Source organism: Streptomyces sp. P1-3, from assembly GCF_050613155.1.
Taxonomy (GTDB): domain Bacteria; phylum Actinomycetota; class Actinomycetes; order Streptomycetales; family Streptomycetaceae; genus Streptomyces.
The window spans coordinates 7282831-7299279 of record NZ_CP192512.1; the positions used below are offsets into that span (position 1 = coordinate 7282831).

Here is a 16449-nt window from a genome sequence, read left to right on the forward strand (position 1 = left end):
GCCACCATCAGGCCGGGTCGGCCATGACGCGGTCCCGCAACGTGGCACAGGTCCGGCTCAGGAGCCGGGAGACATGCATCTGGGAGATCCCGAGTTCCTCGGCGATCCGGCTCTGCGACATGCCGCGGAAGAAGCGGAGGTAGAGGATCTGCCGTTCACGGTAGGGAAGGCTGCGCAGCTGGGGCTTGAGCGCCTCGCGGTCCACCACCCAGTCGTATCCCGGTTCCAGATCGCCCAGCGTCTCGGTCAGCGAATAGCCGTCCTCGGTGCCCGGCAGCTCGGCGTCCAGGGAGAGGGGCGAGTAGCTGTTCATCGCCTCCAGGCCGAGCCGCACCTCCTGATCGCTCAGGTGGGCGTAGGCGGCGATCTCCTGCACGCTGGGGCCGCGCTGGTCGAGCGAGTACGACAGCTCCCGTTCGGCGACCCGCACCTGGTTGCGGAGCTCCTGCACCCGGCGGGGCACATGCGTGCCCCACATGTGGTCCCGGAAGTGCCGCTTGACCTCGCCGACGACCGTGGGGACCGCGAAGCTCGCGAAGGTGTTCCCGCGCGCGGGATCGTAGCGGGCGACGGCCTTGACCAGCCCGAGCGCCGCGATCTGCTGGAGGTCCTCCAGGGACTCGCCGCGGTTGCGGAACTGCCTGGCCAGCCGGTCGGCCATGGGCATCCAGGCGCTGACCACCTGCTGCCGGAGCGCGTTCTTCTCGGGACCGTCCGGAAGTGCGGCGATCTTCTCGAACATGTCCGCCGTGTCCGGGGCGTCGTCGTGCGGATGCCGTGCAGAGGGACGCCTGGCCTGTGTACGTACGCTCATGTCGGAGAGCTCCAGGATCGGTGGTGAGCGGAGCACCAGGGGGAGCGTGCGCACCGGGGCCGAAGGCGACGGTCCCGGTGCGACCGGACCCCGCGGAGAGTGCCTCCGGTCCGAAGCACCTGTTGTGTACGGGCCACGTGTCAATGCCGCGCCTCAATCGGGCGAAGCATGACAATCAACCCGTCACCTCCACCGTAGCCATCCTGGAAGATCACCGCATCCGGCTCACTCCGAGGTCGACGTCCACGGTCGGCAGGCCCGTGTGGTGCTCGCGGCGGACACCCTCTTCCCCTCCCGCTTCGCGGAGGGGAGGAAGGTGGTCGCCGCGGGGTGCGTCCCGCCGCACCGCCCGCGGGCGCCGACTACTTCCCGAGGGCGTTCTTGAGCTGCTCCTTGTTCATGTGGGACCGGCCCTCGATGTTCTTCTTCCTGGCCTCCTGGTAGAGCTGGTCCTTGGTCGGGCCCTGGGATCCCGATCCCGACCGCAGGCCGCCCCGGTGGGAGGAGGAGATGTCCTGGGTGGACGTGCGGCTCGCGGTGCGCGACTCCCCGGCCCGGGCGCGTTCCTTGTTCACCGTCCGCGCGGCGATCTCCTTGGCCCGCTTCTCGCTCTCGCCGCGCTCCTTCGCGCTGTCCTTGATGTGTTCGTACTGGCGTTCGCGCTTGGCGCTCGATCCCCTGGGCACAGCGGACACCTCCCGTTCTCGTGCTCAGGCCCGTGTGCGACCTTGTCGGGTTCCCCGGCCGGGTGCTCCCTAACGGCACCCGGCCGCCGCGTTTGACGGCCTCAGGAGCGGTTACCCGGGTGCAATGAGTGCTCAGCTGAGTTCGGTGCGCGTCGGCGTCTGCGTCTCCGGCGACCGGGACGACGCCTACCGCGTGTTCGACGTCCTCAAGGCCGCGTTCCCGGCCACCGACGCGGGGGTGCGCGAGAAGGCCGCCGCCTCGCCGCCGGGCGCCGCGGCCCACGGCCCCACGGTGTGGTCCATCGTGGTGGAGGCGACCGGCCGGGGGAGCGTCGCGGGCCCCGTCGGGCTGGACGAACCGATCGCCGTCGACCTCTTCGGCACCGATCCGGAGCTGCGCTGGGTGCGCGACGTGCTGGAGAGCGCGTTCGGCATCGAGAGCGAACACCACGTATCGGGCGAGCACGAGATGGAGGTCCGGCTCCGGCTGAGCCCGCCCGTGACGACGTGACCACGTGACGACGTCCCGGGTGCGCGTATTTCGGCCATCTCCATGGGTGGTATGTTTCCGGAGATTTCGTCTCACAGTGCGCTGTGTCGCGGCGAGTTGCGATCGTGGAGGCAGCTTCCGGCGGCTCCACTGCGTCTCTCTTGGAGAGAGCCAGAAAGGAGGGGCGTCGTGAACTGCACCCAGTGTGGAGCCCCGGTCATCCAGGGGCCGAGCGGACAGTGGAGCTGCAACAACTGCGGAGCCGCGGGTTGAGGTCCGTCCCCGCCGTACGGCGGGGACGGTTCCTCAGGTCGCCCGCGCGGCCGGGTCGTTCACCGGGGCCGAGCGGGCGGGCGCGAGCCGCTCACACGATCCCCTCCGCTATCTCCTTCTGCTCACGCGCCGTCCCGTACGCGGACGGTGCGCCCTGTGGCGTGCCGTACGACCGGCGGGCGACGTACCACCACGCCGTGGCCAGCAGCAGCACCACCGCCAGGGCGACCGAGGCGTAGTTCATGGAATCGACGGTCACCGGACGGGACTGCGGCAGGCAGAACAGCACGGTCACCACCGCCACCCAGCACACGGCCACCCAGCCGATCGGTCGGCTCCAGCGGCCCAGCCGCCAGGGACCGGGCTGGAACCGGTCCCCGGCGCGCAGCCGCAGGAAGATGGGGATCGCGTAGGCCGGGGTGATGCCGATGACGTTGATGGCCGTCACCGCCCCGTAGGCCGTGTCGGAGTACAGGGAGGGGGCCGCGAGCACACCGGCCACGCCGACCGACAGCCACACCGCCGCGACGGGGGTCTGGGTACGGGAGCTGACCCGCCGCCAGAGCCCCGAGCCCGGCAGCGCGCCGTCCCGGCTGAAGGCGAACACCATCCGGCTGGCCGCGGCGACCTCCGCGTTGCCGCAGAACAGCTGTGCCACGATGACCACGAGCAGCAGCAGTTCGGCGCCGGTCGTGCCGAGCCCATCGAGGAAGATCTGCGCCGGCGGCACCTGGGTGTCGCTCTCCAGCGTGCCGGAGTAGTCCTGGATGGCGAAGGTCAGCCCGGCCAGCAGCACGAACCCCGCGATCCATGAGACCCAGATCGAGCGCACTATGCCGCGGGCCGCGGACACCGACGCGCGCGAGGTCTCCTCCGACAGGTGCGCGGAGGCGTCGTAGCCGGAGAAGGTGTACTGCGCCAGCAGCAGCCCGATCGCCGCCACGTAGAGCGGATTGGACCAGCCGGTCTCGTTGGCGAACTCGGAGAACGCGAACGACACCGACCGGTGCCGGTCCGGCACCACCGCGAGCGCGGTCACGATCACCGCGACGCCCGCCAGATGCCACCAGACGCTGACGGAGTTCAGCACGCTCACCAGCCGCACCCCGAACAGGTTGAGCACCGCGTGCAGCAGGAGTATGCATCCGAATATGGCCATGGTCTTCTCCGGAGTGGGCTCGAACCCGAACTCCAGATGCAGCAGCGCGCCCGTGAACAGGGCGGCCCCGTAGTCGATACCGGCGATGGCGCCGAGCAGGCCGAGCAGGTTCAGCCAGCCCGTGTACCAGCCCCACTTCCGGCCCCCGAGCCGGTCGGCCATGTAGTACAGCGCCCCTGACGTGGGGTAGGCGCTGGTGACCTCGGCCAGTGCCATGCCGACGCAGAGCACGAAGAGCCCGACACCGAGCCAGCCCCACAGCATGACCGCCGGGCCGCCGGTGCGCATTCCGAACCCGTAGAGCGTCATGCAGCCGGACAGGATGGAGATGACGGAGAAACTGATGGCGAAGTTCCCGAAATCGCCCATGCGGCGGGCCAGCACCGGCTGATAGCCGAGTTCCCGTAACCGTTGCTCTTCGTCCCGCTGTTCGGATTGGCTCGAACTCGTCCATGTCATACGGGACATACGCGACCTCCGGAAGGGAGAGGGGGTGGGGGGACATGGGGAAAGGCGGGGGAGAGCGCGGGTGGTCAGCCGCTTGGCGCGCCCGGGTCGCGCCCTGGCCCGGGGTCCGGATCGCGCCCCGGTCCGGACCCCGGGTCGCGCGCGGCGGCCAGGCAGCGGCTCCTGGCGCGCAGGAACACCTCCTCGGCCCGCTCGGGGCCGCCGTCCGGGCCGTCGGGGTGCCGGTGCGCCCACGGCGTCGGCGTGAGATAGGGGCCGAGCGCCTCGAACACCCGGGCCGCGTCGGCGAACCGCAGCGCACCCCACAGAGCGTGTGCCAGATGGTTCAGATCCAGCGGCGAGCACGCGGCGGGGTCGGCGTGATCGAACCAGTTGCGCAGCGCCTGCCGCGCGTCCCGGACCGCCTCCTCCGTGGTCCAGTGCAGATCCAGGGCCCGCTTGTAGCCGTGCCCCTCCCGGAACCGCTCGACGTGCACATACAGCGGCACCGCCTGGAGCGCCGAGCCCACGGGCGCGCACGAGGCCACCCACTGCGCGTAGTTGACCGCCTCCGCGAGCGGCCCCCCGTCGCGTCGCGCGTACACGAACTGCAGCATCCGGTGGTACGCCTCGCGATTGAACGGGTCCCGCCGGTGCGCCTCACCCAACAGCCCCCACGGCCCCGGGAACAGCATCGGCTCCGGTGGCCGCAGCCGGTGCTCCGCCAACTGCTGCCGGTGGTCGAGTTGCGCCAGGGCCAGCAGGCAGACCCACGGAACCGGGTCGGCCGGCGCGCCGCGCGCGGCCGCGTGGCACGCCTCCCACGCCTCCTGCCGCAGCTCACGGGTGTGCCGGTGGCCATCGCGGTGGGCGCGTACGGTGCGCTCCACCGCGACCCTCGCGTGCATCACCAGCGCGGCGGTGCTGTCGGGCTCCTCGGTCCGCCATGTGCGCACCACGTTGGACCCGGCCGCGGCCGTCGCCAGCACCTGCGTCCGCCGGGTCCACGACGCCCACTCCGAGGTCTCGTCCAGGAGGTTCCGCATCGCCACCCACCGCCCGGTGCGCAGGTCCTGTAACGCGATCCGCAGCCCGTTGTCGTAACCCGCCGGGTGGTACACCGGGCGGAACCCGTCCTCGGGCATCAAGCGGCCGCCGCGGCGGTGCGGGTGGGGGAGCGGCGGACGGAGCCGGCGCCGCCGCTGCGGCATCCGGCGGGAGTCGTGCTGGTCATAAGTCCTCGGAGTCGGCGGGGACGCGTCATGTCCGGGTGCGTGACCGGCCCGCGTCGCGGGCGACGTGTCGTGTCGAAGGGCGGACGCGTCGTGGGGGGTGACACGGTCATGGAGCTGACGTTCTCGTGCGGGTGACGCTGTCGTGTGCCCCTCTCGTGCGGTGCCGCGGCGGAGACGGAAAGCCGTCCGGCGGCCGGAGGTTGGCGTTCCGTTCGGCAGTCTAGAGTCGGTGCGGCGGCACTCGGGCGACTTTCGCGACGCCCGTACGGCCAACAGCTCGTGAACGAGTGAAGACGAGTGAAGACGAGTGAAGGAGTCCCGACATGACCGGTCCCGTACTCGCCGTCGACCAGGGCACATCGGGGACCAAGGCCCTGGTGCTCTGCCCAGAACGCGGAGTCATCGGCTCCGGTACGGCTCCGGTACGGCCCCGCTACGGAGCGGACGGGCTGGTCGAGGTCGACCCGGCGGCGCTGCTCTCCTCGGTCCTCGACGCGAGCCGCCGCGCCCTGGCCGAGGCGGGCGAACCGGTGGCGGCCGTGGGACTGGCCAACCAGGGCGAGACCGTACTGGCCTGGGACCCGGTGACCGGCGCCCCGCTGACCGACGCGATCGTGTGGCAGGACCGGCGGGCCGAAGGGCTGTGCGCGGAACTCGCCCCGCACGCCGACACGCTGCGCGAGCTCACCGGGCTGCCCCTGGACCCGTACTTCGCGGCCCCGAAGATGGCCTGGATCCGCCGCCATCTCACCCGCGAGGGGGTGGTCACCACCAGTGACGTGTGGCTGACCCACCAACTGACCGGGGCGTTCGTCACCGACGCTGCCACCGCCGGCCGCACCCAGCTGCTCGACCTGGACGACGTCACCTGGTCCCCGTCCGCGCTGGAGGTCTTCGGCCTGGCCGGGGAGCGGCTGCCGCAGATCGTGGACGCGGGCGGCGCGTTCGGCACGACGAGCGCTTTCGGCGCCCCCGTCCCCCTCACCGGCCTCCTGGTGGACCAGCAGGCCGCGCTGCTCGCCCAGAACGTGACCGAACCCGGCACCGCCAAGTGCACCTACGGCACCGGCGCGTTCCTGCTCGCACAGACCGGCGACCGCCCCCGGCGCACCACCACCGGCCTGGTCAGCTGTGTGGCGTGGCGGTTCGCCGGACGCACCAGCTACTGCCTCGACGGTCAGGTCTACACCGCCGCGTCCGCCGTACGCTGGCTCGCCGACCTCGGCGTCATCCGCGGGCCTGAGGACCTCGACCCGGTGGGCGGCTCCGTACCGGACACAGGCGGCACCGTCTTCGTACCGGCATTCGCCGGACTCGCCGCCCCCTGGTGGCGCAGCGACCTCCGGGGTTCGCTGACGGGACTCGGCCTCGACACCACCGCCGGGCACCTGGTCCGGGCCCTGTGCGAGGGGATCGCCGCCCAGATCGTGGAGATCGCCGACGCGGCCGCCGCCACCACCGGCGCCCCGCTGACCGCCCTGCGCGTCGACGGTGGCCTGACCCGCTCCGCCTTGCTGATGCAGACCCAGGCCGACCTGCTGCAACGGCCCGTCGAGGTCTCCGCGCTGCCGGACGTCACCGCGCTGGGCGTGGGCACCGCCGCCCGGCTCGGCCTCGACCCTCGGCTGCCACTGGCCGACGCGCTGCCCGAGTGGAAACCGGCCGCCGTGTACGAACCGCGCGTCACGGCGGAGGAGGCCGCGGAACGCCGCGCCGTCTTTCGCGCGGCGGTGGACGCGACACCTGCCCGCCGGGCGTGACCGCCGGGCGTGACGGCCGGGCCTGACCACCGGGCGTGACCGCCGGGCGTGACCACCGGGCGTGACGGCCGAGCCCGGCCACGGCCCCGGACTCGGACCCAGCCACGGACCCGGACCCGGAACACGGACATCCGCCCCATCACGTTCCATCGAACGAGGGATCACCATGACCTTGACGACCACGGGTGACCTGCCGGACGACGTGTACGACGTCGCCGTCGTCGGCGCCGGAGTGGTGGGCACCGCCATCGCCCGCGAACTGGCCCGCCATCCATTGCGGATCGCGCTCGTCGAGGCCGCCCACGATGTCGGCGACGGCACCTCCAAGGCCAACACCGCGATCCTGCACACCGGTTTCGACGCCGTACCCGGCAGCCTGGAGGCCCGCCTCGTCCGCGAGGGGTACCAGCTGCTCACCGCGTACGCCGCCGAGACCGGCATCCCGGTCGAACCCGTCGGCGCCCTGCTCATCGCCTGGGACGAGGAACAGCTCGCCGCCCTGCCTGGGCTCGCCGCCAAGGCGGAACGCAACGGCTACCACGACGCCCGCCTGGTCGACGCGGCCGAACTACGTGCCCGCGAACCGCGGCTCGGGCCCGGCGCGCTCGGCGCCCTCGACATCCCAGGCGAGAGCATCATCTGCCCGTGGACCACGGTCATCGCCTACGCCACCCAGGCGGTACGGGCGGGAGCGGACCTCCACCTCGACTGCCGGGTCCGGTCCGTCCGTACCGGAACGGGCGCGGGACCCCACGAACTCGCCACCAGCAGGGGCACCCTGCGGGCCCGTCACCTGGTCAACGCCGCGGGCCTGCGCTCCGACGAGATCGACCGGCTGCTGGGCCACACCGACTTCACCGTGACCCCGCGCCGCGGCCAGCTGATCGTCTTCGACAAGCCCGCCCGCGACCTGGTCCGGCACATCCTGCTGCCCGTGCCCACCGCGCTCGGCAAGGGCGTGCTCGTCAGCCCCACCGTGTTCGGCAACGTCCTGCTCGGCCCCACCGCCGAGAACCTGGACGACAAACGGGCCACCGGCTCCACCACCGACGGCCTGGCCGCACTGCGGGCGGGCGGCGCCCGCATCCTGCCGGACCTGCTCCGCGAGGAGGTCACCGCCGTCTACGCCGGGCTGCGCGCCGCGACCGAGCACAGCGACTACCGCATCACCGGCCACCCCGGCCAGCGGTACGTCACGGTCGGCGGCATCCGCTCCACGGGGCTCAGCGCGTCGATGGCCATCGCCCGGCACGTCACCGGACTCCTCGCCGAGGCGGGCCTCGCCCTCGGACAACCCCGCGAACCGGCCCCCTTGCGCGTACCGAATCTCGGCGAGGCCTTCCCCCGCCCGTACCAGAGGGCCGCTCTCATCGCCGCCGACCCCGAGTACGGCACCCTCGTCTGCCACTGCGAACGGGTGAGCCGGGGCGAGATCCGCGACGCGCTGGCGTCTCCCGTGCCGCCCGCGACCCTCGACGGACTCCGCCGCCGCACCCGCGCGACGGGCGGCCGCTGCCAAGGCTTCCACTGCGCGGCGGCGATCCGGGACCTGCTGGCCAAGGGCACCGCGGACAGCGGCTCCACGACCTGCGGGTCCACGACCTGCGGCACCAGGACCTGCGGGGCCACCACGGCCCGCGCCGACGACGGCCGTGAGGTCTCCGCCGACGAACCCCGCACGCACTCCGCCACCGACCACCGCCGCACGGCCGCCGGCGGCGGTGCCGTGGGCTCCACCGACGACGGCCGCACGGCCGCTGCCGAGGTCCCCGAGGTCCCCGAGGACCCCGAGGCGGCTTCCGCCGACGACGGTCGCGTGGCCTTCGCCGACGCGCCTCGTACGCGCTTCGCCGACGCCCCCCGCGCGCGCTCCGTCGACGTGCTCGTCATCGGCGCGGGTCCGGCCGGGCTCGCCACCGCCGCCCGTCTGGCCGAAGCCGGAGCGGGCACCGTCGAGGTCCTGGACCGCGAACGGCGGGCCGGCGGCGCCCCGCGCCACTCCCACCACACCGGATACGGGCTGCGCGACGTGCGCCGCCCGCTCAGCGGTCCCGACTACGCCCGCCACTGGGCCGACGCGGCGGCCCGCGCCGGAGCCCGCGTGCGGACCTCGGTCACCGCCACCGGCTGGACCGGGCCGCTCACCCTGGACCTCACCGGACCCGGCGGAGCGGAACGGGTCACCGCCAAAGCCGTCGTCCTCGCCACCGGCGCCCGCGAACGCCCGCGCAACGCACGGCTGATCCCCGGCACCCGGCCCGCCGGGGTGTTCACCACGGGTGAGCTGCAACAGACCGTCAACATCTACCGGCAGCCCGTCGGCACCCGCGCCGTCGTCGTCGGCGCCGAACACGTCAGCTACTTCGCGGTGCTCGCCCTGCGCCGCGCCGGTACCGACGTCGTCGCCATGGTCACCGACCTCCCGCGCCACCAGTCCTTCCCGGCGTTCGCCGCCGCCGCCCGGCTCCACCGCCGGATCCCGCTGCTCACCGGCGCCACGGTCACCGAACTGCTCGGCCGCGACCGGCTGACGGGCATCAGGCTCCGCCGCGCGGACGGCCGCACCGCGACCCTCGACTGCGACACGGTGGTCTTCACCGGCGACTGGATCCCCGAACACGAGCTGGCCAGGACCGGCGGGATCGCCCTCGACCCCGGCACCCTGGGCCCCGCGGTCGACCCGTGGTTCCGCACCTCCCGGCCCGGTGTCTTCGCCGCGGGCAACCTGCTGCACCCCGTCGAACCGGCGGACGCCGCCGCGGGCGACGGACGGGACACCGCCGAGGCGGTGCTGCGCCACCTGGCCGGTGTGCCCTGGCCCGGCGCGTGGCTGCCCGTCGAGGCGGCGGCCCCGCTGTGCTGGGTGGCGCCGAACCGCATCGACCCCAGCGCACCGCCGCCCGTGGGCCGTCACTTCACGCTGCGGATCGCGGAGTTCCGCACCCGGCCCCTGCTCATCGTCGCCCAGGACGGCCGCGAGCTGCACCGCGAGCGGCCCGCCCGCACCGCGATCCCGAACCGGCCGCTGTGCCTGTCCGCGGACTGGACCGTCCGGGTGGACCCGGACGGGGGCCCGGTACGGATCGCCGTACAGGGCGCTGCCGCCCGCCGCTGACCTCGCGGGGCGGGCGACGCGCGTGCGCCACCGACATCGCGGGGTCGGTGCCGCGCGCGGGCGCCGCGACGTCACCGGGCTGGCGGTGTGCGTCGCCGCCGCTGATGTTGCCGGGTCGGCCGTGCGCGGGCGCCGCCGACCTCGCCGGGGCCGCACCACGGGGTACGCGATCCGCCCCGGGACGTACGGGACGGCCCCCGTCGTACGGGACGGCCCTCGTCGTACGGGACGGCCCCCGCCGCCAGGTCCGTTCAGCCCCGCAGGAACCTCGCCTCCGTCTCCGGGTCCAGGCCGACCCGCGGCCGATCGGGCCGCTGCGGCGCCACTCCGCCCAGCCCCCGCAGCCACTCCCACGTGTCGGCCACCGTCTCCGCCACAGGGCGGCACCGCAGCCCGGCCGCCAGCGCCTTGGACACCTCGCGCTGGAATATCGAGTCGTGCAGTTCGCCCGGCGGCAGCCAGATCGGAAGCTGCGACCACGGCTCGATCCCGGCCGCCACGATCTTCTCCGGAGCGGTCCAGCGCAGTTCGGCCGTGCCGCCGGTGACCCGCGCACAGGCCTCCAGCAGCTCGCCGATGGTGGTGTGCCCCGGCGGGCCGACCAGGTTGTACGCCCCGCCGAGACCGCTCTCGGCGGCGTCCAGGATCCAGGCCGCCAGGTCGCGCGTGTCGATGTACTGGATATGTAGATCGCGCGGACCGGGCGCCAGCACCGCGCCGCCGCGCGCCAGCCGCCCCAGCCACCACGGCAACCGCCCGATGTTCTCACCGGGGCCGAGGACCAGCCCCGCGCGAGCCAGCAGCGCGCGCTCGCCGAAGGCGTCGAGGACGGCGAGCTCGGCGCCTCGCTTGGCCGCCGCGTAGTCGACGTCGCCGTCGTCGGGCGAGGCGTCCACCAGGGGAGCGTCCTCACCGAGCCCGGCGGGGACGGGGTGGCGGTACACCGAGCCACTGGAGACGTACACATACCGGCCGACGCGGTCGGCCAGCAGCCGCGCCGCGTCCCGTACGACCCGGGGCGCGGCCGACCACGTGTCGACGACGACGTCCCACTCGCCCTCGGCGAGGGCGGCCAGCCCGTCCTCACGGGTACGGTCGCCGTGCAGGGCCGTGACGCCCTCCGGCGGCGCGTGGCGGCCGCGATGGAAGACCGTCACCTCCCAATCCCGCGCGACGGCCGCCTCGGCGACCGACCGGCCCACGAACTCCGTGCCACCCAAGATCAGTAGTCTCATGGGGTCGACTCTGCCCGCGGACCGGTGCCGTGGGAACGCCCGCATGCTCTCAGCAGAATCGCCCAGAGCCGAACCGGCCCTGAGGCCGGGGCGGTTCAGTCGCCGATGACCCCGTCGACGTACACCCACGCCCCGTCGAGACGGACGAAGCGGCTGTTCTCGTGCAGCTCGCCCGGTCGGCCCTGCGCGGTGTAGTGGGCGCGGAACTCGACCGTGCCCTCGTTGCGGAACGCGCCCCCGTCCGTGCTGCCGAGGATCTCCAGCCGCCGCCACCGCAGCTCGGGGTCGAAGTCGACGGCGGGCGGCCGCGTCTCCGGGTGCCAGCTGCGGAGCAGATACGCCTCGTCGTGCAGGGCGAAGGCGCTGAAGCGGGAGCGCATCAACTGCTCGGGGGTGGCGGCCTGGGCCCGGCCGCCGTGGAACCGGCCGCAGCAGTCGGCGTAGGCGGCGGGCAGCCCGCAGGGGCAGCCCTCCGGGGCGCGGTCGGCGGCCGGGCGCGGGCGCGGGCGGGGGGTGCGTCGGGACATGGCTCCATTGTCCCTTGCGGCCGAGGGGCACATGTGCGGCCGCGGGACACATGGAGCCGTGTCCCGCGGAAGGATCGGATCACCCCATGATGCGGATTACTCCATGCCCCGGGCCGCGGAATGCCCGCTGTGCCCGGTCGCCCGAAGCGGGCGCGAGGCCCTCGCCCAGCGGTGGGGCGTCACTCCTCGTCGTCGTCCCGCGCCGCGGACTGCGCCGCCGCCACCCGAGACGCCTCCAGACCCCGCAGCCGGTCCAGGTCGCGCCGGTCCCGCTTGGTCGGGCGGCCCGTCCCCCGGTCGCGCACGGCGACCACCGCCACTTCCTCGCGCGGCGGAGCCGGCGGGCTGTTGTCGACGTAGCACTCGACGGCTACGGGGGCGCCGACCCGCTTGCGGACGAGGCGTGAGACGACGACGATCCGCTCGCGTCCGGCGTGCCGCAGCCGCACCTCGTCGCCCGGACGCAGCCCATGCGCGGGCTTGACGCGCTCCCCGTTGACCCGCACGTGCCCAGCCCGGCAGGCGGTCGCGGCCAGCGACCGCGTCTTCGTCAGTCGTACGGACCAGATCCAGCTGTCGACCCGTACGGTCCCTTCGTCTGAAGCCACGCACCGAGTCTATGTCGCAGCCCGGGCCGGTACCGGGAATATCGGGGCGGGCCGCCGGGTGGCCCACTGGACTCGCGAATGGAGGCGGGAGTCGAAGGCGGGAACGGGCGCCGATCCGGGCGCGGGTCCGGGCGTGGGTCTGGGGCGCCGGTCCGGGCGCGGGTAGAGAACCCGCATGGCCGCTCCGCCTCCGACTCCGCCCACGCCCCCTGCCCACCCCTTCCCGCTGCCGCCCGAAGACCGCGTGCTCAGCCCGTTCACCGGGCTGACCCGCGCCCACTGGGAGGCCGTCGCCGACGGCCTCCTGGCCGCCGTGCGCCCCTATGCCACCCCCGGTCAGGCCCTCATCCTGCTGCCGGGCGCCCGGCCCAGCGTGTCCGGGCCGCGTTCGGACGGCCTGGAGGGCTACGCCCGCACCTTCCTGCTGGCGGCCTTCCGGATCGCCGGCGCCCAGGGGGACGACCCGCACGGGCTGCTGGACCGATACGCCGACGGACTCGCGTCGGGCACCGCCCACCCGGTGACCGACCCCGAGCTGACGGCCGCGCACCCCGAGGCATGGCCGGCCGTCACCGACCGCGGGCAGGCCATGGTGGAGGCCGCGTCCGTCGCGCTCGGCCTCCGGCTCACCCGGCCCTGGCTCTGGGACCGGCTGGACGACCGGGTGCGCGAGCGCGCCGCCGCCTGGCTGGGCGGTGCACTGCGCCGCACGCCGTGCGACAACAACTGGTGGCTGTTCCCGCTGACCGTCGGTGGGTTCCTCGCCGAGGTCGGGGTGGAGCCCGACGCCGCCGGGCGCGCCGTGGACCGCGGTCTGGAACGGATCGAGCGATGGTGGCTGGGCGATGGCTGGTACACCGACGGACGTCCCCGGGCCTTCGACCACTACAACGGCTGGGCACTGCACTTCTACCCGCCACTGCACGCGCATCTGGCGGGAGACCGGCGGCTGCTGGCCCGCTACGGTCCCCGGCTCGCCGGCCAACTGCGCGCGGCCGCCCTCCTGTTCGGCGCCGACGGCGCACCCGTCCACCAGGGCCGCTCCCTCACCTACCGGTTCGCCACCGCGGCGGCGCCCTGGCTCGGCGCGCTGACCGGCCGCACCCCGCTGGCCCCGGGTGCCACCCGGCGACTGGCCTCCGGAGCGCTGCGGCACTTCCTCGACCGGGGCGCGGCGGCCCCGCACGGGCTGATGAACCTCGGCTGGTACGGGCCGTACGAGCCCGCCGTGCAGCCCTACTCCGGCCCGGCGTCCCCGTACTGGGCGAGCAAGGGCTTCCTCGGCCTGCTGATGCCGCCGGACCACCCCGTGTGGACCGCGGTGGAGGAACCGCTTCCGGCCGAGCGCGGGGACGCGGTCACCCCGCTGCCCGTGCCCGGGTGGCTGATCCAGTCCACGGCCGCGGACGGGCTCGTACGGCTGCACAACCACGGCAGCGACAACCAGCCCGGTGACGGTGTCCGGCCCGGCGACGGCGTCCAGCCCGACGACCCGCTCTACGCGCGGCTCGCGTACTCCACCCGCACCGGGCCCACCCCGCCCGGCGCGCTCCCCGACAACCACTTCGCCCTGGTCATCGAGGGCGAGCTCACCGAGCGGGGGCGTATCGAACCGATGGGAACCGGCGACGCATGGGCGGCGTCCGCGCACCGCCCGCGTGTCGCCGGGGCCGCGCTGCCCGGCGTCCGGATCGTGTCCGTCACCCTGGCGCACGGCCCCGACGAGGTACGCGCGCACCTGGTCGGCGGCGCCGCGGCGGGCACACAGGTCCGGCAGAGCGGCTGGGCGGCGGACCCGTCGGCCGGGACGCGCTCGGAGCTCATCGCCGTCCACGGCTTCGGCGGGAGCGAGGGGCAGGGCTGGAACAAGGGCCAAGGCCAGGGACTAGGCCGAGGCGGGGGAGGGGACGGGGGCCGGGGCGAGGACACGGCACGGCTGACGGCCTGCGGTACGGCGTACGGGCCCCACACCCGGTATCCCGTCCTCACCGGCACGGTGGCGGGGGACGAGTACCACCTGTTCGCCGCCGTGGCCCGGCTGACGGCTGCCCCCGGCCCCGGCCGTCCGTACCCGGAGGTCACGGTCACCGCCGCCGCACCCGACGCCTTCGCCGTCGCGGTCCGCTGGCCGGACGGCGTATGCCACGCGGTCACGGTCAGCGGCACGTCGGTGCGCGACCGCGCCGGCTGACCACGACGGCCGCCCGCCACAACCGGCCACGGGGCTCGAGGAGCGCGTGCGCCGTACCGGCGGGTTCCGTACCCGCGGAAAACCTCCGCCGCACCGCCCGCCGCGATGGCATCCTGACCATGTGAACCGACCGGAGATCCACCTCAGCTTCGCCCCTGAGCTGCGGCTTCTCGCCGCACCCGAGCGACGGGAGGGCCGCACGGCCCTCATCACCGACGGCTCGTCCACCCTCGGCCACGTCATCGAGTCGCTCGGCGTCCCGCTCACCGAGGTCGGCCGACTGCTCGTCGACGGCCGCGAGCGGTCGGCCTCGCACGTACCCGGCCCGGGCGAGAGCGTCGAGGTGCGTCCGGTCGAGCGTCCGCAGCGGGTGCCGGGAGCGCCGCTGCGCTTCCTGCTCGACGTCCACTTGGGCACACTCGCCCGGCGGCTGCGCCTCCTGGGGGTGGACGCGGCGTACGAGAGCGAGGACATCGGCGACCCGGAGCTGGCGGCCCGATCGGCGGCGGAGCGGCGCGTCCTGCTCTCCCGTGACCGCGGACTGCTGCGGCGGCGGGAGCTCTGGGCGGGCGCGTACGTCTACAGCGAGCGGCCCGACGAGCAACTGCGGGACGTCCTCGGCCGGTTCGCGCCCCGGCTCGCTCCGTGGACGCGGTGCACCGCCTGCAACGGGCTGCTTCAGGAGGCCGACAAGGACGCGGTCCGCGAGCGCCTGGAGCACGGCACGCGCCGTACGTACGACGTCTTCGCGCAGTGCACGGCGTGCGAGCGCGTCTATTGGCGCGGGGCCCACCACGCCCAGCTCGAGGCGATCGTGGACGGCGCGATGCGGGAGTTCGGCGGCGCCGCGGTGTGAGGCGCGCCGTGTTCCCGCCCACGGGCGGGCCGCGTACGACGACGCACCGCACAGATGCCCGAAGGGGCAGACGGGCCTGCCCCCGCCCGGCGGAGCCCGACCTGGACGCCCACCGCGGCTGCCCGCGAGGCTGGTGACCGGGATGGACCGGGAGACGTCCGGCCGGGCGTGACGCCCCGAGGGAGCGACAGACGATGCATGCACACGAACACGAGACCGGGTACGAGCACGAACGCGAGCACCGGCACGAACACGACGAGACAACGGGACCGCGGGGGCCTCAGGACGCACCAGGGCCCGCGGAGCTGCCGCATCTGTTCAAGGCCGCGGCCACGGGCCGTACGGATGTGATCGGCTCCTCCGGCATGGGCACGTTGCAGCGGGCGGTGGGCAACAGCGCCGTGGGGTCGGCCATCCAGCGGGAGCGCGCCGCCCGGGCGGCGCAGGAGGCCGCGCCGGAGGAGGCAGGCGAGGATACCCCGCCCACCCCGCCACGTTCGTCCGTCCACGACGTGGTCGCGTCCGGCGGCGGGCAGTCCCTGGACGCCGACACCCGGTCCGACATGGAGTCCAGGCTCGGTGCCGACTTCTCCGACGTGCGGGTGCACAACGACTCGCGGGCGCACGACTCGGCCCGCGAGGTCGGCGCCCGCGCCTACACGGTGGGCAACAACGTCGTCTTCCAGCGCGACGCCTATGACCCCTCCTCGCACGCGGGCCGCACCACGCTCGCCCATGAACTGACCCACGTCATCCAGCAGCGGAACGGGCCGGTCGACGGCACCGAGGCACCGGGCGGGATCAGGGTCAGCGACCCTTCCGACCGCTTCGAGCAGGAGGCCACCGCCAATGCCGAACGGGCGATGGCGCGGCCCTCCGAGCCGGCCCCGGCCGCCCCCGCCGCCGTACAGCGGGCCGCGGACGAAGGCGAGGACGAGCAACCGGCGGACGTCCAGGGCCTGTTCGTCCAGCGGGCCCCGGCGGGCGCCGAGGAGGACGAGGAAGCACCGCCGGAGTGACGCGGCCCGGCCAAGGGCCGGGCCGGTCAGTCAC

13 protein-coding genes and 1 pseudogene are annotated in these 16449 nt (G+C 74.1%); 7 read left to right on the plus strand and 7 right to left on the minus strand.

What is annotated here, in order from left to right:
• Nucleotides 1–7: 7 nt before the first annotated feature.
• Nucleotides 8–814 carry a SigB/SigF/SigG family RNA polymerase sigma factor gene (locus tag ACQUSR_RS31055; protein ID WP_431046284.1) on the minus strand — a complete coding sequence of 269 codons (807 nt, stop codon included), beginning with the start codon at nt 812–814 and terminating at the stop codon, nt 8–10.
• A gap of 362 nt (nt 815–1176) precedes the next feature.
• Complete coding sequence (locus ACQUSR_RS31060) at nt 1177–1500, minus strand: plasmid stabilization protein (RefSeq protein ID WP_431046286.1); 324 nt, start codon at nt 1498–1500, stop codon at nt 1177–1179.
• A 124-nt stretch (nt 1501–1624) separates the two neighbouring features.
• Here ACQUSR_RS31060 and ACQUSR_RS31065 point away from each other — a divergent pair, with 124 nt between their 5' ends.
• Nucleotides 1625–2011 (plus strand): hypothetical protein, encoded by a 387-nt coding sequence (locus ACQUSR_RS31065; protein ID WP_431046288.1) that lies wholly within the window; start codon nt 1625–1627, stop codon nt 2009–2011.
• 343 nt (nt 2012–2354) lie between these two features.
• Here ACQUSR_RS31065 and ACQUSR_RS31070 read toward each other — a convergent pair whose 3' ends face one another.
• Nucleotides 2355–3890: an amino acid permease gene (locus ACQUSR_RS31070; RefSeq protein WP_431046290.1), complete on the minus strand. Its 1536-nt coding sequence runs from the start codon at nt 3888–3890 to the stop codon at nt 2355–2357.
• A 65-nt stretch (nt 3891–3955) separates the two neighbouring features.
• On the minus strand, nt 3956–5014 hold the full coding sequence (locus tag ACQUSR_RS31075; protein ID WP_431046292.1) for a hypothetical protein: 1059 nt from the start codon (nt 5012–5014) through the stop codon (nt 3956–3958).
• A gap of 413 nt (nt 5015–5427) precedes the next feature.
• Here ACQUSR_RS31075 and ACQUSR_RS31080 point away from each other — a divergent pair, with 413 nt between their 5' ends.
• The 3 genes and pseudogenes from ACQUSR_RS31080 to ACQUSR_RS31090 all read left to right on the plus strand — a co-directional run bounded on the left by ACQUSR_RS31080 (nt 5428) and on the right by ACQUSR_RS31090 (nt 9979).
• The gene (locus ACQUSR_RS31080; protein ID WP_431046294.1) at nt 5428–6864 is read left to right on the plus strand and encodes an FGGY family carbohydrate kinase; all 1437 of its coding nucleotides are present in this window, start codon (nt 5428–5430) and stop codon (nt 6862–6864) included.
• 166 nt (nt 6865–7030) lie between these two features.
• Nucleotides 7031–8416: pseudogene (locus tag ACQUSR_RS31085) on the plus strand (FAD-dependent oxidoreductase); the annotation flags it as partial.
• A 264-nt stretch (nt 8417–8680) separates the two neighbouring features.
• Nucleotides 8681–9979, plus strand: a complete 1299-nt coding sequence (locus tag ACQUSR_RS31090) for an NAD(P)/FAD-dependent oxidoreductase (RefSeq protein ID WP_431047951.1) — start codon at nt 8681–8683, stop codon at nt 9977–9979.
• A 251-nt stretch (nt 9980–10230) separates the two neighbouring features.
• Here ACQUSR_RS31090 and ACQUSR_RS31095 read toward each other — a convergent pair whose 3' ends face one another.
• The 3 genes from ACQUSR_RS31095 to ACQUSR_RS31105 form a co-directional block, all read right to left on the minus strand.
• Complete coding sequence (locus tag ACQUSR_RS31095; protein WP_431046296.1) at nt 10231–11214, minus strand: NAD-dependent epimerase/dehydratase family protein; 984 nt, start codon at nt 11212–11214, stop codon at nt 10231–10233.
• Nucleotides 11215–11309: 95 nt separating this feature from the next.
• Nucleotides 11310–11741: a YchJ family protein gene (locus ACQUSR_RS31100; protein WP_431046298.1), complete on the minus strand. Its 432-nt coding sequence runs from the start codon at nt 11739–11741 to the stop codon at nt 11310–11312.
• Between the two features lie 179 nt (nt 11742–11920).
• A complete protein-coding gene (locus ACQUSR_RS31105; protein ID WP_431046300.1) occupies nt 11921–12349 on the minus strand; it encodes an RNA-binding S4 domain-containing protein in 429 nt (142 codons plus the stop codon).
• 175 nt (nt 12350–12524) lie between these two features.
• Here ACQUSR_RS31105 and ACQUSR_RS31110 point away from each other — a divergent pair, with 175 nt between their 5' ends.
• From ACQUSR_RS31110 to ACQUSR_RS31120, 3 genes are all read left to right on the plus strand, one after another.
• Nucleotides 12525–14540 carry a DUF2264 domain-containing protein gene (locus ACQUSR_RS31110; protein WP_431046302.1) on the plus strand — a complete coding sequence of 672 codons (2016 nt, stop codon included), beginning with the start codon at nt 12525–12527 and terminating at the stop codon, nt 14538–14540.
• Nucleotides 14541–14661: 121 nt separating this feature from the next.
• The gene (locus ACQUSR_RS31115; RefSeq protein ID WP_431046304.1) at nt 14662–15396 is read left to right on the plus strand and encodes a Mut7-C RNAse domain-containing protein; all 735 of its coding nucleotides are present in this window, start codon (nt 14662–14664) and stop codon (nt 15394–15396) included.
• A gap of 194 nt (nt 15397–15590) precedes the next feature.
• On the plus strand, nt 15591–16415 hold the full coding sequence (locus tag ACQUSR_RS31120; protein ID WP_431046306.1) for a DUF4157 domain-containing protein: 825 nt from the start codon (nt 15591–15593) through the stop codon (nt 16413–16415).
• Nucleotides 16416–16449: the final 34 nt, after the last annotated feature.